Origin of the sequence: Apibacter adventoris, assembly GCF_002964975.1 — a bacterium.
In the GTDB taxonomy this organism is placed as follows: domain Bacteria; phylum Bacteroidota; class Bacteroidia; order Flavobacteriales; family Weeksellaceae; genus Apibacter; species Apibacter adventoris.
This window is the reverse complement of record NZ_PSZM01000041.1, coordinates 1-23811: the sequence shown is the minus strand read 5'-3', so window position 1 is coordinate 23811 and position 23811 is coordinate 1. Positions and strand designations below refer to the sequence as shown.

Annotated in this window: 20 protein-coding genes; 19 read left to right on the top strand and 1 reads right to left on the bottom strand. The window is 35.4% G+C overall.

Annotated elements, in window-relative coordinates:
• Positions 1-12: 12 nt before the first annotated feature.
• The 4 genes from C4S77_RS13490 to C4S77_RS08440 all read left to right on the top strand — a co-directional run bounded on the left by C4S77_RS13490 (position 13) and on the right by C4S77_RS08440 (position 12031).
• Positions 13-9867 carry a SpvB/TcaC N-terminal domain-containing protein gene (locus tag C4S77_RS13490; protein ID WP_105247173.1) on the top strand — a complete coding sequence of 3285 codons (9855 nt, stop codon included), beginning with the start codon at positions 13-15 and terminating at the stop codon, positions 9865-9867.
• Between the two features lie 24 nt (positions 9868-9891).
• Entirely contained in the window at positions 9892-10368 is a 477-nt protein-coding gene (locus C4S77_RS08450) for a hypothetical protein (RefSeq protein ID WP_146106080.1), read from the top strand.
• Between the two features lie 221 nt (positions 10369-10589).
• On the top strand, positions 10590-11735 hold the full coding sequence (locus C4S77_RS08445; RefSeq protein ID WP_260209666.1) for an RHS repeat domain-containing protein: 1146 nt from the start codon (positions 10590-10592) through the stop codon (positions 11733-11735).
• Positions 11736-11740: 5 nt separating this feature from the next.
• Positions 11741-12031: a hypothetical protein gene (locus C4S77_RS08440; RefSeq protein WP_146106079.1), complete on the top strand. Its 291-nt coding sequence runs from the start codon at positions 11741-11743 to the stop codon at positions 12029-12031.
• A gap of 12 nt (positions 12032-12043) precedes the next feature.
• Here the strand turns inward: C4S77_RS08440 and C4S77_RS08435 are convergent, their stop codons facing one another.
• Positions 12044-12568, bottom strand: coding sequence for an O-acetyl-ADP-ribose deacetylase (locus C4S77_RS08435; RefSeq protein WP_105247169.1), 525 nt, complete (start codon positions 12566-12568; stop codon positions 12044-12046).
• Between the two features lie 358 nt (positions 12569-12926).
• On the opposite strand from C4S77_RS08435, the gene C4S77_RS13485 reads away from it, so the two are divergent.
• The 15 genes from C4S77_RS13485 (at position 12927) to C4S77_RS08365 (ending at position 23234) form a co-directional block, all read left to right on the top strand.
• Positions 12927-13172, top strand: coding sequence for a hypothetical protein (locus C4S77_RS13485; RefSeq protein WP_221405112.1), 246 nt, complete (start codon positions 12927-12929; stop codon positions 13170-13172).
• Positions 13070-13876, top strand: a complete 807-nt coding sequence (locus C4S77_RS13480) for an RHS repeat-associated core domain-containing protein (RefSeq protein WP_221405111.1) — start codon at positions 13070-13072, stop codon at positions 13874-13876. Before C4S77_RS13485 ends, C4S77_RS13480 begins: the two co-directional genes overlap by 103 nt.
• Positions 13877-13882: 6 nt before the next feature.
• Entirely contained in the window at positions 13883-14362 is a 480-nt protein-coding gene (locus C4S77_RS08425; RefSeq protein WP_146106078.1) for a hypothetical protein, read from the top strand.
• A gap of 343 nt (positions 14363-14705) precedes the next feature.
• Positions 14706-15821, top strand: a complete 1116-nt coding sequence (locus C4S77_RS08420; protein ID WP_105247167.1) for an RHS repeat-associated core domain-containing protein — start codon at positions 14706-14708, stop codon at positions 15819-15821.
• Positions 15822-15828: 7 nt separating this feature from the next.
• Positions 15829-16269, top strand: a complete 441-nt coding sequence (locus C4S77_RS08415) for a hypothetical protein (RefSeq protein ID WP_146106077.1) — start codon at positions 15829-15831, stop codon at positions 16267-16269.
• A gap of 615 nt (positions 16270-16884) precedes the next feature.
• A complete protein-coding gene (locus tag C4S77_RS08410; RefSeq protein ID WP_105247165.1) occupies positions 16885-17949 on the top strand; it encodes an RHS repeat domain-containing protein in 1065 nt (354 codons plus the stop codon).
• Positions 17946-18206 carry a hypothetical protein gene (locus C4S77_RS08405; protein WP_105247164.1) on the top strand — a complete coding sequence of 87 codons (261 nt, stop codon included), beginning with the start codon at positions 17946-17948 and terminating at the stop codon, positions 18204-18206. The genes C4S77_RS08410 and C4S77_RS08405 overlap by 4 nt, the downstream gene beginning before the upstream one ends.
• Positions 18207-18481: 275 nt before the next feature.
• The gene (locus C4S77_RS08400) at positions 18482-18691 is read left to right on the top strand and encodes a hypothetical protein (protein ID WP_105247163.1); all 210 of its coding nucleotides are present in this window, start codon (positions 18482-18484) and stop codon (positions 18689-18691) included.
• Positions 18692-18834: 143 nt separating this feature from the next.
• Complete coding sequence (locus tag C4S77_RS08395; RefSeq protein ID WP_105247162.1) at positions 18835-19434, top strand: hypothetical protein; 600 nt, start codon at positions 18835-18837, stop codon at positions 19432-19434.
• Entirely contained in the window at positions 19435-19677 is a 243-nt protein-coding gene (locus tag C4S77_RS08390) for a TNT domain-containing protein (RefSeq protein ID WP_105247161.1), read from the top strand.
• 14 nt (positions 19678-19691) lie between these two features.
• On the top strand, positions 19692-19949 hold the full coding sequence (locus C4S77_RS08385; protein ID WP_105247199.1) for a hypothetical protein: 258 nt from the start codon (positions 19692-19694) through the stop codon (positions 19947-19949).
• 242 nt (positions 19950-20191) lie between these two features.
• Entirely contained in the window at positions 20192-21298 is a 1107-nt protein-coding gene (locus tag C4S77_RS13380; RefSeq protein WP_317614918.1) for an RHS repeat domain-containing protein, read from the top strand.
• 12 nt (positions 21299-21310) lie between these two features.
• Entirely contained in the window at positions 21311-21742 is a 432-nt protein-coding gene (locus C4S77_RS08375; protein WP_146106076.1) for a hypothetical protein, read from the top strand.
• A gap of 234 nt (positions 21743-21976) precedes the next feature.
• Positions 21977-22837, top strand: a complete 861-nt coding sequence (locus C4S77_RS13220; protein ID WP_221405110.1) for an RHS repeat-associated core domain-containing protein — start codon at positions 21977-21979, stop codon at positions 22835-22837.
• A complete protein-coding gene (locus C4S77_RS08365; protein ID WP_105245922.1) occupies positions 22827-23234 on the top strand; it encodes a hypothetical protein in 408 nt (135 codons plus the stop codon). Before C4S77_RS13220 ends, C4S77_RS08365 begins: the two co-directional genes overlap by 11 nt.
• Positions 23235-23811 lie beyond the last annotated feature (577 nt).

The window sequence follows — 23811 nt, the reverse complement described above, 5'->3', positions numbered from 1 at the left end:
TTCAGTCATACCATGATGAAATTAAGCCAGAAACGAGCAAAAGGAATCGCCTATTTCCTACTTATAACAATGGTTTTTCAGAGCTTTGCCCCTTATCTGTCCAAAGCACGGGGAGTAAAAAGAAAAACTGTGCGCATTCCCATAATACAAAAAGGAAAAAAAGCCCGTTCCGCAGAATTTTCCGGACAGGAAGCAGAGCTAAAAAATTTAGAAACATCCGCCACACAAGAATCAGCAAAAAAAACACTTTCAAATAGAAAGATACAATCCCCGGCAACACTCTATTATTACAAATCCGGGCAGGATGAAGGAGAAATAGGCAAAGTAGCCCACAAAAACTTTGATAATCCCGAAGACAATATGTTCCAGGTCTACCTGGAAAAAGCCCCCGAGAAAAATCAAAGAGTATACTTAACCTATGAACTTTACGGAGTATCGGACCAAAGCGGGGTTTCCCGGAGCATTAACGATTTACCCTCCCAAGGAGGTTATCTCGTACAATCCAATGCCCGATGGACGCTCCAGAAAGAAGAGCTGCGATATGATGAAATTAAAAAAGGAGAAAACTATATATTATTTACAGTTCCCGAAAAAGCAGAATACGGATATAAAATAAAGAACCTAGCCATAGAAATAGATCCCACCCCAATCGCCTCACGAGAAGTAGTAGCCGAATCTTATGCCTATGCAGGGAACGACACCTATGTAAAAGGCTTTACAACACAAAAATCCCTTCACCAAATAGAAATTAACGGGAATCAAGTTTGCGTAAATAACGGAAGGTTTGAAATCATACTACCCGGAGTAGTTTCGGAAGTAGAAATAAGCACGGGACAAAATAAAAATAAAATATTAACCCGTATCATTTCAGGCAAACCGGATTACCACCATACCCTGTCAGCAGCCCCTTTAGAAACCCAGAAAACCTTTAAAAAACAGAATAGCCAAAACCACCTTTCCTTATCAGGCGCAGAAATAGAAGTACAAGGAGAGAAATTGCTCACAGATAAAAATATAATAATCCGAGGATTAAGGTCAGTAGATTTACCCCCTTTAGACATGGGATTACAAAATGTAACCTCAGGCTCCGAAGGATACAAATTTTTACCACACGGAGAGCATTTTAAAGAAGGAGCAACCGTAAAGATAGCCTATGACCGGACCAAGATACCCAACGGCTATACCGAAAAAGATATACAAACCTACTATTTTGACATAAATAGCCGCCACTGGGTAGCATTAGAACGAGATAGTGTAGACACCCAAAAACAAATAATAATATCCCATACTACCCATTTTACAGATATGATAAATGGAGTGGTACAGGCGCCGGAGTCGCCCGAGACCCAAGGATTTACCCCAACCACGATGAGTGACATTAAGGTAGCCGACCCTTTGGCAAAAGTAAACGTACTTTCTCCCCCCCAATCGAACAACAAAGGAACAGCCGGCCTGTCATACAACTTTGAGATGCCACCGGCACGAAACGGAATGGTCCCATCATTAGGCATACAATACAATAGTGATGCCTCCGACGGTTGGTTGGGAGAAGGTTGGGATTTAAACATACCCGGAATCACCTTAGATACCCGTTGGGGAGTTCCCCGATATGATAAAACCCGGGAAACCGAAACTTACCTTTTAGAGGGAGTTCAGTTATTAACCCGGGGAGCCGACGGAAAGCCCCTATTAGCACACCGTGGAGAAAAAGAAGTCCGAGTGCAGGACCGTCTTTTTTACCAACGAAAAGAAGGCAGTTTCACCCGCATAATAAGAAAAGGGAACACCCCGGGGAGTTATACCTGGGAAGTGACAGACCGCAAAGGGACCCGTTATATCTATGGAGGGAATAACGGGGTACTTAAAGGGAACTTCACCAATGCCAATGGAGAACAACAAGAAGTAATAGCCGAATGGAAACTTTCACGAGTAGAAGAACTTCATGGCGATTACATAGAGTATATATACGAACAGGTGGATGAACCCGTAAGAGGCGGAATCACCTCAAAGGCCTTATACCTGAAAGAAGTCCATGCCGGAAACCGAGGAGAATCGCCCCATACCGTAGTAAAATTCGACAAAACCCAACAAAAACAAAAACAAAAAAGTAATGCCCGATATGGTTTTCTAGCTTCCCAAAACCAACTTTTAACCCGTGTAGAAGTAAATTTTGAAGGAAAAAAACTAAGAGAATATGACCTACAATATAAATCAGGAGCTTTTTATACAGACCTTTTAGACCAGGTAACCCATAAAGACGATAAAGGGGAAGAATTTACTTCCAACCGTTTTGATTATTATGACGATGTAAAATCACAAGAAGGATATGTCCCATTTAAAGAAGAGGAAGAATCTTGGGCAAGTCAAGGAGTAAGACTAAACCAAAGTAACACCACTTCCTATGGAGGTTCATTTTATACAGGATTAGGATACTTTAACGGAGATACAGTTTTCAACAGTGGTACTGCGGGAGGAAGTTATAGCTATTCAACCAGCGTTACAGAAGGAAAGTCCACATTTATAGATATAAACGGAGACGGGTTGCCGGATAAAGTATACCAGGAAAAAGGAATGCTTTATTATGAGCCATGTCTATTACCCCCTTTCAAAGGAGATAATTTTGGTAAACCTATAGCCATAAAAGGAGTAAACCAATTTTCTAAAACCAAGTCTAACACTTCCAACGGAGGCGGTTCAGCTAGGGCGGGATATGGAATAGCTTCGGCAACAGTAGGAAAAAGCACCGGGAGTACCAATACAACAACTACTGTTTATTTTACAGACGTAAACCATGATGGACTTATAGATATAGTATCCCATGGGAAAGTATATTTTAACCATATAACCTGGGATAAAGAAGGAAATCCGGTTCCTAGTTTTACCCTGCAAAGTTCACTTACCCCAAGCCCTATTATGGGAGGAGGCTTTGTAGACAGTTCAGATACCCAGGTAGATCCTAAAGAACAAGAAGATCTCATTTACAACTCTCCGCTTTACGATATAGTAAAAGTATGGGAAGCCCCCTTTGACGGGAAAATAAAAATAGAAGGAGACGTGCAGCTTCTATCACCACAAGGAGATTATGATCTCGAAGAATACGAAAAATCGGATGGAGTAAGAGTAGCCATACAATTTAAAGGGACCGAAAGATGGAATAAAAGTATAAACAAAGGAGATTTTTCATCTTACCCAACCCATGTAACCCTGCCGGAGACTATAAACCAAGGAGATAAAATTTATTTTAGAGTACAGTCCGGAAATCAAGAAATGTCTAATGGCAGTTTTGACCAGGTAAATTGGGATCCTGTAATAACCTATATAGAATCAGAAAATATCAAAACCGCACTCGATATTGAGAATCCGGATGGTCAGAAAGTATACATTTTCCCATCAAAAGAAGCCAACATAGCCTCTCAAAGTACAGTAACTCGCGTACCGGAATTTAAAAAAGTAATAATATCAGGAGTTTTAGAAAAGCCGATTACCTCAGATAATGTAACAGTTAAAGTGATTCAGGCGAATGATGATCGCTCACAAGAAATACAGATTTACGAAAAAACCTTTGCTTGGAATGAAACCTACGCAGGGAATTTAGAAATAAAAGTCCCAGAAGGCTCAACCTTCACCAACTTTTATTTTTCTCTTACTTCGCCTACTAATGTGAATTGGAAAGAAGTAAACTGGAAACCCCAAATAAAAGTAGATGAAGATGATGATTTTTTACCGGCGACTGTTAATTACAGTATTTACCGACAAATACAACAAGGTAGCTATTATCCGGTAAATTTTGATCAAGAAGCAGATGATGTAAAACAATCCATAAGACTTACCATTACTTCGGATATAATCCCTGAAAATCCATCAGAAGTTGACGAATTTAGTGGAGATATACATATTTCCGTCAAGAAAAAAACCGGCTTATTAACAAAATATGCAATAACCCTATACAAAGGAATAATCACCACTCCAACGGCTGATGTAATAGAATTGTACTCCTCTCTTTCCGCCACAGAAAATATATGGATAGAAGGATATACACAAGATAAAGGAATCATCAAAAACCTGAAAGCCTTACAATTTACAATTCAGCCGGAAGAAGGTCTTCCAGTCCAAATCAGAGGAAACGTATTTACCCCGGAGCAAGAAAGAGGATTCGGTCCCATGTATAGAGGCTGGGGACAATTTATATACAATGCCAATGCCGGACGGTATTCCCAACCTATGAAAGAAAAAGAATTGGTCCTTCCGGAAAATGAAAATACGCAGTTGGATCCAAGGACCATGATATTTATCCCTATAGGATTAGATACAGAAACCAAAAGTTATTGGGCCGGAGCAGACAGATACGTGTATAACAAAGGCACCATAATGAGTGCTTCCCGTTTAGGAGAAAAAGAAGTACGGCTGACTAACCCTTTAGAAGGAATGAGCAGTAAACCATCTAAAGAAGGAGGATGTTTACAAGGATCAACAGCAGTGGGAGTAAATCTTACCAGCAAATCTAAAAATACCACTAAACAGGTGGGAGCATCTGTAGGAGTTTCGCTTAATTATAGTGATTCCGAAGGTTCAGATGAAACCCAAATATCATTTTCCGATATGAACGGGGACGGTTATCCGGATATCATCACCCCCCATAAAATCCAATACACCAATACCCGGGGAGGATTTGACGGAGAAATAGCCGATGCCGGTAAAGGCTATAAAGGGAACCACTACAGTACCAGTACCAGTAAAGCTTATGCTTTTGGTGCCAACCCCATTACAGCCGTTTCCATATTAACCAAAAAAGGTGATGGGGAAAAAAAGAACTCAGCAAATGCAAAAGCATCAGAAGTAGGGATCAGTTCAGTAGATTTATCATTTAGCGCACCTAAAATCAGTGAAAAAGTAGAACATACCCTTATGGATATCAATGGAGACGGACTTCCTGACAAAATATATAAAAATGGAAAAGTACGCCTAAACTTAGGCTATGGCTTTACATCAGAGATAGATTGGGATATAGACGAAATACAGAAAGGTAAATCCGAAATCATAAGTGGAGGAGTAGAACTAGGCTTAGAAGCATTTAGAAAAGCAAAAAGTCAAGATGTAGCTTCCTCAAGTTTTTCCGGAGGAATTAATGTAAATACAGTCACCAATACTTCAAAATTCAGCTTTATAGATGTAAACAATGACGGGTTGGTAGATAAAGTACGAATGAGTGATGGGCAAGCCTGGGTTTCCCTAAATAAAGGAGCCTCCTTTGCCCCGGAAATAGAATGGAAGCAAATGAGCCGTATTTCCAAGTCTTCCTCAGTAAGTATATCTACGAATGTTTCCTATAACATAAATATTACGATTCCGTTGCCATTTTCAATTCCATTGAAATTAACGCTGAACCCGGGAGTCAGCTCTACCACTTCCACCGCAGTAACGTCTTTTGAAATAAAAGATGTAGATGCAGATGGGTATCCCGATATGGTTTGGACAAGCAATACAGGAAGTATAAAAGTAAAAAGGTCGGCTATAGGAAAAACCAATAAACTCAAAACGGTATCCAATTCCCTAGGCGGAAAATTCACCCTGGATTATACTCATACCGTGGCCACCTATGACCATCCCGGAGGGAAATGGGTATTATCCTCAGTAGAGACCGAAGACGGCATAAAAGATGACGGTTCCAATACCCGAGTAGAATATGTATATACCCAAGGGAAACAAGACAGGCACGAGCGAGAATTCTTAGGATTCGGCAAAGTAGAGATCCACAGCATCGATACCGAAAAAAACAATGAAATCTACCGAAGCACAATACAAGAATATGACGTAAGCGATTACTACCATGCCGGCAATCTGCTCAAGAGCACCTTGCAGGACGGATCCGGGAATAAATACACAGAAACATTACATAAATATTACGAATATGAAGTAAAACAAAAAGGAGTAGCCGATTATGAAATAACTAGCACCCCCTTATGTTCCGATAACCAATCGTCCTATACCCCGCTTAAGTATATCCAAAATATAGTATACGAAGGAGGAGATAGGGGAATGATAATAAATGAATCTTTCTATGAATATGGTATAAAAGGGCTTTCATCTAATTTAGGAGAAGTTATTCGTTACAAATATAGTGACAAAGGAAATTTAGGAGAAAACGGAACCGGCGAGAGTAATTACATTACCGAAATTTATTATGGTGGGAATCCAGCCAAGCATATATATGGATTAGCGAGAAGCATTGGTATTGTTGATGATAATGAAATAGATATATATAGGTTTACAGACATATCATATGATTATAATTATGCCAATCATATAACCCAAATAATAAAAATTGATCAAAAAAGATTGCCTATAATAACTAAATATACTTATGATATTTACGGGAATATTACGCAAAAAACCTTACCGGGAAACATCAAAAACGAACAGATGTGGTATAAGTACCGATATGATTCAAAATACCATATGTATTTAGAACGCATAGACGATGCCTACGGGTATACCAGTCTGTTAGAAAATTATGACTACCGATACGGCATACCGTTAAGCACGAAAGACATCAACGGGTACTTTATGGAAACTACCTTGGATAATTTAGGAAGAATCCTAACGATAACCGGACCTAACGAATTGGAGCTCAATGTGCCCTATACCATTAAATATGAATATCAGCCTACGGCAGAATTAGATGAGAACGGCGAAATAAAACGTCCGGCCTATGCCGTAACCCGACATTACGATCCGCAACATCCGGGAGACGATATAGAAACGGTAAGCTTTGTAGACGGCTTCGGTGAAGCCCTACAAGTGAAAAAAGAAGGAATAATTACCGAAACCGATGCACAAGGAAGCCATCCGAAGACCAAAGAAGTCTGGATAGTAAGCGGTAGAAACAAATATGACCCGTTTGGAAGAGTAATTGAAAGTTACTATCCCGTAACCGAAGACCCGTCCAACAAACTCATATTCAACCGCACCTTTGATACCGTAGCCCCAACCCGCACGCGTTATGATGTCTTAGACCGAATGAAGGAAACCACCCTTCCGGATGAAACCCAGAGTACCGCAGCCTATACCCTGAACCCTTCGGATCATACCCGGGTAACCACTACCACCGATGCCTTAGGAGGAAAACAGTCCACCTATACCAACGGATCCGGATCAACAGTAAAAACCGAACAATTATCCGGTCCATCAGGAACTATAACCACCCGTTTCACCTATGACGGCATCCAACAGTTGACCGAGGTAATCGATACCGAAGGACAGAAGACCACTTCTAAATATGATATGTTGGGAAATAGGATACAAATTACCCATCCTTCTGCCGGAACCGTAACCTTAGACTATGATGACCTAGGAAATGTAATTAGCCGCCAGACCTCAAACTTAGCCCCAACCAATGAATTTATATACTATAAATACGAATATACACGGCTAAAGAAAATTACCTATCCGGAACATCCCGAAAACAATGTAACCTATTACTACGGGAATAAGAATGCCAAAGAAAACCGTGTCGGCAGGCTTATGCTGCAAGAAGATGCCACCGGAGCCCAAGAATTTAAATACGGAACCCTGGGAGAAGTAACCGAAGTACGCCGCACCGTGGTCATTCCGAACCAGGCCATAGCCACCTATGTAACCAAGATGCGCTATGACAGCTGGAACCGAATAGAACAGATCATCTATCCGGATGAAGAAAAAGTAAGCTATAGCTACAATACTGCCGGGCTATTGACCGGAGTAAAAGGCAGCAAGTCCTACAGTTACAACTATGTAAACCAGATAGGTTATGATAAATTCGAGCAAAGGAACTACCTGAAATACTGCAACGGTACCGAAACCACCTATACCTATGATCCACAACGCCGCAGGCTGACGGACTTACAAGTATGGACTCCTGCAGGCAACCGAACCCAGATAATGGATAACCGTTATACCTACGATGCCGTAAGCAATGTATTAAGTGTAGCCAACCAGGCCCCACTACCGGGAAATTCATCCAATAATCCGGGAGGACAAATGAAGCATGAGTATACCTATGACAGCCTATACCGCTTATCCTCAGCCGGAGGTACCTATACCGGAGCAGACGGGAAAACCGCCGGATACCAACTCACCATGGAGTATGATAACCTTCATAACATAGTAAGCAAAAAACAAGACCTGACCCAAAAGAACATTATGTTTGACGGAGGGTTGAGTGCAGGGTATGAGCTGAAATATAAGTATGATTCCCAAAAAAAGAATCAAATCACCTCACTGGCAGATCAGAATTACCGTAACGAAGAAGAAAAAATCCAAGAAAAGCGAGAACAAAAACAAGACTGGCAGTACGACCCTAACGGGAACCTTATTTACGTAAATACCAGCCAGAAAAAGAAAGACGGCACCATAACCGATAAAACCGGAGAAAGGAAACTGCTTTGGGATGAAGAAAACCGCCTACGTGCCCTTGATGACAACGGATATGTAAGCAACTATTGGTATGATGCAGCAGGAGAAAGAGTGATAAAAACCAGCGGAGAGAGTGAACAGATGTATGTAAACGCACTATTTGCCGGAGGGAACACCCAAACCGGACGATTCACCGCCTATATCAATCCGTATTTAGTAGTGAGCCCTAACGGGAAATACACCAAACATTACTACATAGGAAGCCAACGAATAGTAAGTAAACTCGGCGATATAGAAAGCTTCGGGGCCGATCCTCGCAGAATAGAATATGCCGGCGATGACCTACGAGGAGTAAAAATAAACTGGAAAGAAAAATACGAACGTAGCCTGCAGGATATAAAAGACAACTATGCGTATTTTGAAGTGCCTTACCATGGAAAAGACCATAATGATTATGTAAACGGAGCAGGCTTCTGCTGTGAAGGCAAAGATAAAAAACTCCAAGCCTATGGAGGGGGAATCGGCAAAGGGAATGAAGAATATGAAAAGATGCAGTATTATTATCATGCAGATCATTTGGGAAGTAGCAGTTATATTACTAACTTAGACGCACAAATAGTACAGCATGTAGAATATGTACCATTTGGGGAGGTGTTTATTGAGGAAAGGAACCAGAGTTGGAATACCCCTTATTTGTTTAATGGCAAGGAACTGGATGAAGAAACGGGGTTATACTATTACGGAGCTAGGTATTACAATCCGAGGGAATCCGTGTGGTTGTCAACGGATCCGTTGAGTGGTTACAATCCGGTGATGGAAGTTGAGCATTATATCGATGGAGAGCACAACGGGGGAGTATTTAACTCATTTAACCATAATACCTATGGGTATTGTTATCAGAATCCGGTGCTTTTAGTAGATCCTACTGGAAAACAGGCGATTGTAGAGAGTGTTAAGGGAGGAGTAACGAATGTAACCTGGAAAGTAAAAGTTAATAATTACGAAGGAAGTGCAGACCAGTTGGCATTAAAATTAAATGAAGTCTCTAAAATATTATCTCAAAATAATGGATTGAATATAAATATAGTTCAGGATAATAATGCTATTTATACTTTAGAGTTTGGAAGAGCATCAATTCCTGTATATGGTAAAAATGGTAAAATTGAAGGTTTAATATTAGGTCAAACCCATTTGAATAGATCATCAGACGGTACTGCATATGTTAAGGATGATGTATATACAATAGCACATGAAATGGGACATTCTGCAGGATTGGCTCATATATGGGATGGTCAAAAAGATAAAAATGGTAATTTGATAATAGAGAATACACCTGAGAATATAAATAATCTAATGAACTCTGATGAAAATGTTCCATCAAATCGAAAAACAGGAGGATTAGAATTAAATCAGAAACAGACAGATCGGATGAGGACTAATATAGAGTTCCAGCAACAGTTTTTATCGGAAAATTAGAAGAACATAAAAACCAGTAAAAGAATGAGAATATTTTTAAATTTCAGCATAGTGTCATTTATCTTAGTTTTTATTTTGAGTTGTAAAACCAGTAAGATTGCAATAAGTTACTATATAACAACCAAAGAGGATTTAATGAAAAGAGATTCAATGTATGTTGAAAAGATAGAGGAATATGCAGCTGAATATCTCCCCGATTCATTAAAAAAAGAGAAGGTTAAGTATATTATTTTGCATGGAGAATCCTTTAGAGGGCGTTATATAGTTATCAATAAAAAAGATACTATAGATAAGTTTTATAAAAACAAAGAGGAACTTTGTATATTTTCTAAGTATTATAAGATTCCTTCTGATACAAAAAAAGTAGAAATAGAAGATGTAGGAGGCAGAGGAGTGTTAAAGTTAAAGATTCCTAAAAAATATGATTATATAGAGGTTTCTGGATTTAATGAGTGGGAGATAGTTTATTTGGATTATCCCTCAATAAGGACCTGTTTATAGATGAAAAAAAACTCTTGCATTGCAAGGGGCTCATTTAGGAATCTTATTCAAGAAATCAAAAAGTTTCAACTCATCAACAAGAATAAGGGAACGTAGGGGTTCAGTGATATTGTAAATATCCCATTGGTTGTGTTCTTGGAGTTCGGGATCTTCCAGAAAGAGAATAAGAGAAGATTTATAGAATTTACTCCCTAAATAAAGACCACTATGTATATTTTGAAGTGCCTTACCATGGAAAAGACCATAATGATTATGTAAACGGAGCAGGCTTCTGCTGTGAAGGAAAGGATAAAAAACACCAAGCCTATGGAGGCGGAATCGGCAAAGGGAATGAAGAATATGAAAAGAAGCAGTATTATGATCATGCAGATCATTTGGGAAGTAGCAGTTATATTACTAACTTAGACGCGCAAATAGTACAGCATGTAGAATATGTACCATTTGGGGAGGTGTTTATTGAGAAAAGGAACCAGAGTTGGAATATTCCTTATTTGTTTAATGGCAAGGAACTGGATGAGGAAACGGGGTTATACTACTACGGAGCTAGGTACTACAACCCGAGGGAGAGCGTGTTCTTAAGCGTAGATCCAATGCTTGAACAAACAGGAACTCCGTATCAGTATACCTACCAAAATCCAATTAATTATACCGATCCTACGGGGATGAAAGGAGAAAGTGTTGATGACTGGATAAAAAACAAACATGGTAAATATTTAGATGATAAAAATGCAACTAGTCAAGAAACTACTAGGGCTGGTTGGACATATGTAGGAAAAGAATTACCAAAAAATGTAGATTCAAAAGGGCAGGATATTTTAGAGGAGGATAGAAGTGGGCGTTTAGTTCATAAGAATACAGATAATTGGATAGGTAGACTTTCAAATAAGTATTTAAATACAAATTTTCCAGAGAAAAAGGTTTATGATCAGGTTGAGGAGAATTTTACTAACGAATTAGTAACTACTTCAGCAGGATCGTTAGCAGGAGGAGTTATATTGAAAGTAGGAGGTAAGGTTGTAGGAGGTGTTATTGGAAATACTAGTAAAGTAGGAATGACAACTGTAGGACGGTGGATGTCTAAAGCTGAATATGAAATAATGGTAAAAACAGGTAAAATGGTTGAAGGGGCAGGAGGCCAAACATTTGTAGCTACAGGAGGGCAAAATGCTTTTACTTCGGCAGCTAAAGGGTCTGTATATGCAGAGTTTCAAGTACCAACAAATAGTTTACTACAAGGAGGTAAAGAGGGTTGGTTTAAAGTTATTGGACCTAATGCAGGAAAAGCAATGCAAGGAGCTTTACAGAAACAAGGAGGGCAGTTATTACCAAAAGTAAAAAACCTTACTCCTATTTTAAAAACTAAATGATTTATATGAATGATATAATAAACATAGAATGGTTTAAAAAAGAGGTATTACCAAAATTAAATGGATATGAGTTTGAATATAAATTTTTTGAAAGAGGTGATTTTGGATCTTTATATCAAATTGAATTTAATTCCGAGAAAATAGGAGGTAATATTGATTTTTGGGAATTAGATTGGCTAGGGATTTTTGTTTGGGACAATAAAAAAAAAGAACAACTTTTAAATGTTCTTTTAGAGCCTAATCAAAAGGAAGAAAAAGAAAAAGTTTTTAAGCAATTAGAAGAAATATTAATATGATAAACAACCCGCTTAAAGCGGGTTGTTTTGTTTTAATAATTTTGTGTAGATATTATAATTTTCTTTATCTAAACAAACAAAAATCACTTTCTCTATTTTATCTGTTGTAGTAAGAAAATTCAAAACAGTTTGAATAGCAATTTCAGCAGCTTTTTCTTTTGGGAATTTATAAATTCCAGTGCTAATGTTAGGAAAGGAAATTGAAAGAATCTGATTATCAGATGCAAGTTTTAAGCTATTTTTATAAGCGGATGATAATAAACTCTCTTCGTTATGTTTTCCATTATTCCATACAGGACCAACAGTATGTATTACAAATTTAGCAGGAAGTTTTCCAGCTGATGTTATAACTGCTTCACCAACTTTACAACCTCCTTGTTTATTTCTAATTTTTTGACATTCTTGAAGAATTTCTTTACCTCCAGCTTTATGTATTGCCCCATCAACACCACCACCTCCAAGTAAAGAAGTATTAGCCGCGTTAACTATAGCGTCAACAGGAATTTTGGTGATATCATTTAATAATAGTTCTATCATTTTTTATAGAATAAATTTAATAATTTTATTTGAATGAATATTTTTTACTCTTCTCTATTGAGTAAATCCAATAATTCCAATTCATCTTTGGGGATGAATGAGCGGAAGAGCTGCAGGATATTGTAAATGTTCCATTGAGTGTGTTCTTGGAATTCCTTATGCTACAAAGAAAGGATAAGCGAAGAATTACAGAGGATACTCCCTAAATAGAGCCCACTATGCGTATTTTGAAGTACCTTACCATGGAAAAGACCATAATGATTATGTAAACGGAGCAGGCTTCTGCTGTGAGGGGAAGGATAAAAAACTCCAAACCTATGGAGGGGGAATCGGCAAAGGGAATGAAGAATATGAAAAGATGCAGTATTATTATCATGCGGATCATTTGGGAAGTAGCAGTTATATTACTAACTTAGACGCACAAATAGTACAACATGTAGCATATGTACCGTTTGGAGAGGTGTTTATTGAGGAAAGGACCAGAGTTGGAATACCCCTTATTTGTTTAATGGCAAGGAACTGGATGAGGAAACAGGGTTATACTATTATGGAGCTAGGTACTATAATCCGAGGGAGTCTGTTTGGTTATCAACGGATCCGTTGAGTGGTTACAATCCGGTGATGGAAGTTGAGCATTATATCGATGGAGAGCACAACGGGGGAGTATTTAACTCATTTAACCATAATACCTATGGGTATTGTTATCAGAATCCGGTTCTTTTAGTAGATCCTAATGGAAAACAGGCGATTGTAGAGAGTGTTAAGGGGGGAGTAACGAATGTAACCTGGAAAGTAAAAGTAAATAATTACGAAGGAAGTGCAGACCAGTTGGCATTAAAATTAAATGAAGTCTCTAAAATATTATCTCAAAATAAAGGATTGAATATAAATATAGTTCAGGATAATAATGCTATTTATACTTTAGAGTTTGGAAGAGCATCAATTCCTGTATATGGTAAAAATGGTAAAATTGAAGGTTTAATATTAGGTCAAACCCATTTGAATAGATCCTCAGACGGTACTTCATATGTTAAGGATGATGTATCTGTTATAGCGCATGAAATGGGACATTCTGCAGGATTGGCTCATATATGGGATGGTCAAAAAGATAAAAATGGTAATTTGATAATAGAGAATACACCTGAGAATATAAATAATCTAATGAACTCTGGCGAGAATGAAATAAGAAAATTTCAAAAGACTGGAGGATTAGAATTAAATCAGAAACAGACAGATCGGATGAGGACTAATATAGAGTTCCAGCAACAGTTTTTATCGGAAAAATTCGAAGAGTATAATCAAAACTAATAAATTATGATAAGAAATATAATTTGTAGTTTATTTTTTATTACTATATATCTGCTTACAATAGGCTGTTATTCTAGTAAGATTCCTGTTTCGTATTATACACATACAAAGGAATATTTTATGAAAAAAGATTCTACATATATAGCAACAATAGAAGAATATTTTAAACATCTTCTTCCAGATTCTCTAAAAAAAGAAAAAATTAAATATGTGATTATCCATGGGGAATCATTTAGAGGGCGATATGTAGTTGTAAATAAAAAAGATACAATAGATGTATTTTATAAGAATAAAGAAGAACATTGCTTGCTTTCTTGGTATTATAAAGTACCTTCCAATACAAAAAAGATAGAAATAGAAGATGTGAGGGGGAGAGGAATATTACGTTTAAATATACCTAAAAAGTATGATTATATAGAAATAGCAGGTTCTCTATATTGGCAGATTGTTTATTCAGATTATCCTATAATTACAACATGCTATTAAAATATATCCTTATAATCCGTGGTGCATTTAGAGAAAGAATAAAAATCATTGAATATTAGTAAAATAATATTTTCAATACTAATAATTACATTCAAAATAACCACCAATATCTTAAAAATTTAATATTAGGATAAAAAATAATTCTGAGGTAAAAACATAGATATTTGATATTGATAAGATTAAATTTTAATTTCTAAATGCACCACAGGTTCTTATACTTTATTAGTAGTTAGAATAAGAATAATAAAGCCCCGCAATAAGCGGTTTTTTTTATTTAACTAATTTCTTCGTCTATGCAGAGCAATCTGAGGAGTTCAATAGCGTTGTAAATATCTCAGTTGTTATGTTCAAGGCTTATTTTGAAGTGCTTTACCATGGAAAAGACCATAATGATTATGTAAACGGAGCAGTTTTTTGTTGTGCAGGCAAAGGTAAAAAACTCCAAACCTATGGAGGAGGAATCGGCAAAGTGAATGAAGAATATGAAAAGATGCAGTATTATAATCATGCAGATCATTTGGGAAGTAGCAGTTATATTACTAACTTAGACGCACAAATAGTACAGCATGTAGAATATGTATCGTTTGGGGAGGTGTTTATTGAGGAAAGGAACCAGAGTTGGAATAACCCTTACCTGTTTAATGGCAAGGAACTGGATGAGGAAACGGGGTTATACTATTACGGAGCTAGATATTACAACAAGAGGGAGTCTGTTTGGTTGTCAACGGATCCATTGAGTGGTTATAATCCAATATTAGAGGATGAGCATTATATTGATGGAGAACATAATGAAGGAGTTTACAACTCATTTAACTTAAATACCTATGGATATTGTTATCAGAATCCGGTGCTTTTAGTTGATCCTAATGGAAAACAGGTAGTAGCTGTGTTTAATAAATCAACAAATCTTTTAGCAATAATTCCAGATAAGAGTAAGATTAATCCTAAATTAAGCTATAAGTTTGTTTCAGCAAAAGAATATAGCAAGTTAACAGGGAAAGATAAAAAGCAGTATAATTATGGTATTCTAATAAAAAATGTATTTACAGGTGGGTTAGCCGAAAATGGAGAGGTAACAAGAGATCCTAATAGACCTCAACAGAGAGCTATTCCAAATGGCACATATGATATTTTAGATAATAATGCAGATACAAAACATAAAGATTGGTTTAGGTTAGATAAACAAGATCATAATAGATATAATGATAGAGATGATACCAATGGACGAGATGGATTTAGGTTGCATTTAGGTGTTGAGAGTTGGGGGTGTGTTACTGCAGATATTTCAGTTGAGGATAGAAAAGAAGAATGGAGTATTATAAAAGGAGCTATCGAAGGAACTACTACAACTACAGTACCAGAGAAAAGAGGTAGGCAAAAATGGAATCCTTTTTCTAAGTTAACGAATTATGGAACTCTTACTGTTAAAGGAGATGATAAAGTTCCAGAAAAAAAGTAATTAAATTATGATAAAATTTAAAATTATTTGTTTATTGGTTTTAATTTGTATTCAAATATCATCATGTAGTAATAAATGTAGTGTAGAGGGATTGGAGGTTAGTGAATTACTAAGTACAGTTTCAAAAGAAAAATATCAACTTAATTATTGTAGTTTATTAAAGAGAGCTCTTTCCGGGGATAATATTTCTATAAAAAAAATATCATTATTAAATTTTGATGATGCTGTAGGTTATGATCATGGTTCTATATTAGTAGATTTGATAGAAAGAATAGGAGAGGATACATATTTAGATTCGATAAAAAACATTAATAATAATGATAAAAATAAAGTAAAGGGATATTTGGATATTGGTTTAATGTATTCTAATAAAAATAAGGAAGAATTTAGTAGAAAGTATTTAAAAGATGTCTTCCCTAAAGTATATGATTTTTTGTGTTTAAAATAATTTTATATAGGAATGATTCGATATTGGAAAAACTTATATTAAGAGAAATAAAAACTCTAATTTATTAAAGTTAAGTGATTCAATGATATTATAACCTAATAGCACATATATAGGGTTTTGATTAGAAATTATGATGTAGGAATTAGTGCTGGAATTATATACAGATTCTTTAAGTCGAGTATATGATGCGTCTAATAAGTATAGAAGTGATTGTAAGTAATAGTATTTTTGTTTAGTATTAAATGAATACCATAATAGTTAACCTATAAAAAAAAACTGCATTTCGCGGTTTTTTTCTTTTTAAGGCTCTTTGTTTTAATTAAATCCAACATCTCCAGTTCATCCTTAGGGATATAAGGGAAAGCAGAAATTCAATGATATTGTAAATATACCATTGAGTGTGTTCTTGTAATTTCTTATGCTACAAAGAGAGGATAAGGGAAGATTTACAGAGGTTACTAACTAAATAAAAACAACCATGATTTTGAAGTACCTTACCATGGAAAAGACCATAATGATTATGTAAACGGAGCAGGTTTCTGCTGTGAAGGAAAGGATAAAAAACTCCAAGCCTATGGAGGGGAAATCGGCAAAGGGAATGAAGAATATGAAAAGATGCAGTATTATTATCATGCGGATCATTTGGGAAGTAGCAGTTATATTACTAACTTAGACGCGCAAATAGTACAGCATGTAGAATATGTACCATTTGGGGAGGTGTTTATTGAGGAAAGGAACCAGAGTTGGAATACCCCTTACCTATTTAATGGCAAGGAACTGGATGAGGAAACGGGGTTATACTATTACGGGGCTAGGTATTATAATCCGAGGGAGTCTGTTTGGTTGTCTACCGATCCACTAGCTGAAAAGTACCCGAATGTATCACTGTATGCATATACATTCCAGAACCCGGTTAAGTTTATAGATCCTACGGGGATGGAGCCTGATGGATGGGGAAGAAAAGGTAATCAATGGATCTATGATGAAAATATTACCCAAGAAAATTATAAGGAATTAGGTTATGATGATTATTCAGATGGTGTAACTAATAATACATATACATCAGTTAACAATACTCAAGTTACATTAAATTCAAATGGAACATGGAATGAAAGAGGTTTGACAAGTAGTGGTGAGTTTTATGGAGGAGATGGAAGTGGAAGTTTTATGGACTGGGCTCATAGAATTGTGTATGAAACAGATCAATACAACCCGATAGCTTTAGTATGGGATGGAATACAAGGATATATAACAGGAGCAGATAGATTTGGGAATGAGTTAAATACAGCTGGATCTACATTCAAAATAGCAATAGCTATTCCTATAGGAAAAGCTGGTGGTCTACTTTATAGAGCAGAACAAGGTGTCGTTAATGTAACAAGTAAGAATGTTGTTAAAGAAGCTATTAAAACTGCAAATGGTATTGAAGTTACAGGTTTTACTAAACATGGTTTAAATAGAGCACTACAAAGGGGGTGTAAAACTGATGCTATTTTAGATGCAATAAAAAATCCTTTAAAAATAGGAAATGTTTCTACTGATCAAATGGGGCGTCAAAGTCAGCGTTTTATTGGGAGATATGGAGAAGTTGTTATTAATCCGCAAACAGGAAAAATTATATCTGCTAATCCAACATCTTCAAAAAAAGCAGCTAAACTTTTAAAACAATTAGAAAAATGATTATAAAATTAAGTAAAAATCAGTTTGATTATCTACATTATAGTCTTGCTGAAGAGAATGAAGCATTAATATTAAAGCTAAATCAAGTTAGCAAAGAAAATAGGTTTTTTATTTTGGAAGTTGATGAAGAAACAGCTGATGAAATACGTGATTGGGCAGCTAATGAGTTACAAATAAAAGGGTTTGATATAAATTATGAATTAACTCCTGAGGGCAAAATATTAGAGGATTTAATAGATTTATTTTATGTAGGATAATGGAGAGTTATATATTATATAAATTATTTTTTATATAAATCATTTGGTAATAACAAATACAACATTTAAAGTAATAAACAAAAAAAACTTGCATTGCAAGGGTTTTTTTGTTTCACACTATCTCATCATCGAGGTAAAACAATCTAAGGAGTTCAATGGTATTGAATAAGTCCCATTGTTGTGTTTTTAGAGTTCGGATTGTTCCAAAAATAGAAAATAAGAGAAGATTTACAAAGGTTACTCCCTAAATAAAAGACAACTATGCGTATTTTGAAGTGCCTTACCATGGAAAAGACCATAATGATTATGTAAACGGAGCAGGCTTCTGCTGTGAAGGAAAGGATAAAAAACACCAAGCCTATGGAGGCGGAATCGGCAAAGGGAATGAAGAATATGAAAAGAAGCAGTATTATGATCATGCAGATCATTTGGGAAGTAGCAGTTATATTACTAACTTAGACGCACAAATAGTACAGCATGTATAATATGTACCGTTTGGGGAGGTGTTAATTGAGGAAAGGAACCAGAGTTGGAATACCCCTTACCTGTTTAATGGCAAGGAACTGGATGAGGAAACGGGGCGAGATACTATAATCCGAGGGAGTCTATCTTTTTAAGTGTAGATCCAATGTTTGAAAAAACAGGAACTCCGTATCAATATACCTATCAAAATCCTATCAGATATACCGATCCTACGGGGATGGAGGGAGAAGGTGCTGATGATTGGATTAAGAAAGGTAATAAAATATTTTTTGATCCATCAGCTAATTCTGAAAATTATAAAGATAAATATGGTAAAGACGCTATATTAGTAGATAAGCATAATATTTATGATGAAAGAGGCTATATAAGTGAATCATATGATTTTCATTCAGATGGTACATATACATATAGTACCGGAGTATTTTCCTCTAATCATAGCGTTTATGATGTAGAGACACATTCCATTTCGAGAAGTACAATAATAGAAGGATTAAAGTGTACATCCTGTCCTACAATAGATACACCAAAGAGTACTTACTTTGATAGATGGGATCAACATGTAGCAATGGGTGTAGTTCAAGGAGGGTCAAAAATGTTGGTAGGGTATGGTATTGGAAAAGCGCTATCCTTAGGAAAATCTTTATTTAAGGCAAGGTCAGCTACAACAGCATTAACTGAATTTTGGCCTAAAAATGGAGGAGCTTTAGGAAATTGGGAAACAGAATATTTGATGCCAGGGATGTAAATAGATAGATTTGGTAGTGGTTTTGGAAAATATTTCTCCCCAAAAGGAACGCCTATGAATATGAGAGCTTTACCTCCTGGGAATTTAGGAGATTATAATGCTTTTAGAGTGGTAAAACCATTTGAAGTACAATCATCGACAATAGCACCCGCATTTGGACAGACAGGTTTGGGTAAACAATTTTTATCTCCAGTAAATATGAATACATTATTAAAAAGGGGAATTATAGTCCCTATCCCATAAAGTTAATGAATAATATGAATAGGAAAGAATTAGAACATAAGTTGAAAGATTTAGATATAAATCCTAATCAATATTCTTTATTTGGTGAGTTGATTCCAGATTCTATAATTTTATATGAGAATTATGGAAATTGGGAAGTTTTTTATTTGGATGAACGAGGAGCAAGAAATGATGAAAAAATATTTAAACAAGAGAAAGAAGCTTGTTTATATATTTATAGACTTTTCAAGGAATCTAAAAAAATCCAAATTAAATTTAATTTAAGAAGTTAATATTACATACCTTTTCTAAAAAGTTAGTTAAAGTTTAAAATAGACACAAAAAAGCCCTCGCATTTGCGAGGTTTTTTTATTTTATTCGAGTTCCTCGTCCAAGCATAGTAGTCTGAGAAGTTCAATGGTGTTGAATAAGTCCCATTGGTTGTGTTCTTGGAGTTCGGGATGTTTCAGAGAGAGAATAAGAGAAGATTTATAGAATTTACTCCCTAAATAAAGCCCACTATGCGTATTTTGAAGTGCCTTACCATGGAAAAGACCATAATGATTATGTAAACGGAGCAGGTTTCTGCTGTGAAGGAAAGGATAAAAAACTACAAACCTATGGAGGCGGAATCGGCAAAGGGAATGAAGAATATGAAAAGATGCAGTATTATTATCATGCAGATCATTTGGGAAGTAGCAGTTATATTACTAACTTAGACGCGCAAATAGTACAGCATGTAGAATATGTACCGTTTGGGGAGGTGTTTATTGAGGAAAGGAACCAGAGTTGGAATACCCCTTATTTGTTTAATGGCAAGGAACTGGATGAGGAAACGGGGTTATACTATTACGGGGCTAGGTATTACAACCCGAGGGAGTCCGTGTGGTTATCAACGGATCCGTTGAGTGGTTACAATCCGGTGATGGAAGTTGAGCATTATATCGATGGAGAGCACAACGGGGGAGTATTTAACTCATTTAACTTAAATACCTATGGGTATTGTTATCAGAATCCGATTCTTTATGTAGATACGAATGGGAAGCAAAGTAAGTTTTTAAGATATTTAGAATATTTTAATGAACCATGTACAGCATTACGTATAATTAAAACATATAGAAAGGATATTGTTAGAACGGCTCAAAAATATAATATTTCACCACAGGCTATAGCTAGTATAATTTTTCAGGTAAAAACAGCCGGTATAAGGGGTGCTATTTTAAATGTAGCAGCAAAAAATATTAAAGCCGATAAAACTACCTCTTTAGGGCTAGGACAGATTCAGGTTCAAAAAGCTATTGAATTAGATAATAAATTTTATCCAAGAGTAAATTTAGATATTAATAATCAAAATCATATTAATATTATAATGGATGTGTTAGAAGATCCAAAATCTAATATAGAATATATAGCGATGAATATCGTTGATATGCAAGAATATGTAGGGAGAGACCTATCTATACAAGAAATTACTTTTGGACATAATGAGGGGAAAGAAGCATTAAAAAAGAAATTAGATAAAGGAGAGGATACGAAAAATAGAGTTTCTGGTCGTTCTTTAAATTATCAAAAAGCTATTAAAGATGCTTTGGATGGAAAAACATTTATTGACATTAGAAAGGAGGATGAAAATAGAAACTAAATAATATTATTAATGAAGCAATATAGAAAAATGTTATTAATATCAAGAATAATTACCCTAAGGATAGTTATTATATTTCAAGTATTTTGTTGTTATAAATTTTTAAATTATACTAAAGGATTCCTGTACTTTAATGATGATGGTAGTTATGATTATACAGATAAATTGCAAAGTTCAGGAGGAGAAGATGAAGTATCAATATATTGTTTAGGATTTTTTTATATTTTATATTTTATTCTTAGTCTTTTTTTTACTAAGAAAAAAGCACAAATAAGGTTATTAATATTTACAGTAATAATGCATATTCTTTCCTTGGGATTAATTCAAATGGGATCAATTTATGGAACGATTACTCAAGATAAAAATTTATGGTTATTATTTATTATGATAAATCCTATTTTGATGTTTTTAATATTATTATTAAATAATAATGAAACAAAATAACTTAATAACAATAAGATAAAAAGCCCTGCACTTAGCGGGGTTTTTTATTTAAATAAATCCCTCATCATGAATAAGGAAGTAGCAGATATATTACTAACTTAGACGCGCAAATAGTACAACATGTAGAATATGTACCGTTTGGGGAGGTGTTTATTGAGGAAAGAAACCAGAGTTGGAATATTCCTTATTTGTTTAATGGTAAGGAACTGGATGAGGAAACGGGGTTATACTATTATGGAGCTAGGTAATTATAACCCGAGGGAGTCTGTTTGGTTATCAACGGATCCGTTGAGTGGTTACAATCCGGTGATGGAAGTTGAGCATTATATCGATGGAGAGCACAACGGGGGAGTATTTAACTCATTTAACCATAATACCTATGGGTATTGTTATCAGAATCCTATTAGATATGTAGATCCAAATGGTAAGCAGGCAGATGTTACAATAAGTAAAGCAGATAAATCAATTACAATTACTCAAAAATTTATTTTTTATGGTTCTGAGGCTAGTTCAGCATTATCTGCTAAAATAGCTAATGAAATTAGTTATCAGTATAATAATTATGGAGGAACAGTAGCATATGGAGGAACTAAAGGATGGAAGGTTAATTTTAATATATCTTATGAAACTAAAACTTTAGCAGAAGCGCAAGAATTAGCCAAAGGAAATACTGATAGAAAACTTAATTTTATACGAATCGAAAAAGATAAAAATAGATTAGGTCGTTCATTTATGAGGCAACTAGGTAGTAATACTGGACATTGGTTAGTTTCAGACGGATTGGGAGAATCATCAACAGCTCCACATGAAAATGCACATGGGTTAGGATTGGAACATGAGAGTGATCAAAGGGGGAGGGGTATTCCAAATATTATGGCTGCCAGAGGTACTTTAGTTAATTCTGAGTATCAATATGATCCAAAAGCTAAGTCAGGAGCTAAGGGGGGAACTGTGAATCCTATTTATAGAAGAGTTCGTAATGGAGATATACAGAAAATTATTAATAATATAAAAACAGATTCTAATGGAAACAATTATATTGGAAGTCCAAAAATTGATAATACCCTTTTGGATAAGACTGGTCATGATTTGTAGTATTTTAATATCTTGTAATCAGAAAAAAGTAAATTTATTAACGGATTCAAATAATGTAGATAAAGTTCAATTGATAAGAAATGAAAATGATTCTTTAATATTAAAATGGAAATCAGATAGTCTTGGGTGCAAACATTTAAGAACTATTGAAATGGGGAACCAAATTTTTGATAAGTATATTAATGAAGGAAAGTTAAATGATACTGTTGATGTAAAATTAATTTTTGGAAATCCCAATAAAAGAACATTATTAGATGATGGAAAAATAGATTTCACTTATTATATTCAAATGTGTTGTGATAATAATGTGTATTTAGAAGAATGTGATTATTCCCTTGTAAGCATAATATTTGATGGTAGAAATAATAAAGTAGTTTTTAGTCCAGCTGTAATGTAGTATGAAATAACAAAAACACCTTGCAATTCACAAGGGTTTTTTCATTTTTACCATTGGAGGTTAACCATCAGAAGGTTAATTAATCTGAGGTTGTAAAAACATCCCATATTTTTGCTTATCCACTAAAGAGTTTTCATTAAGCGCCAGTGCCAGCAGTGCATTTTCTGTAGAACTATAAAGCGCTTCAGAGAAAAAAAGAACTCCTTTTTGTCCTCAAAAGCAATTTTTACATTAAAAGATTTAGGATTTTTGTTTTTGTTAGAGAGATCGAATTTTTGATTTTTCGTTTGCATAAAAAAGTGTTTAAGTTGGTAAAAAAGGCAGGTCGCTACAAACGAATCCTACAGAGTAGAAAAGTCTTGGGACTTTCACCCATGTGCCTGCCCTATTAAGACTAATAATTACTTTCATAAATGATTTATTAAAATGTGTTGACAACCAAAGATAGCAAATAATCATTTATCAAGACAAAAAACTCTCCCAGACATATTAGGAGAGTTTTTTATATAGAAAGCTTCGGGGCCGATCCTCGCAGAATAGAATATGCCGGCGATGACCTACGAGGAGTAAAAATAAA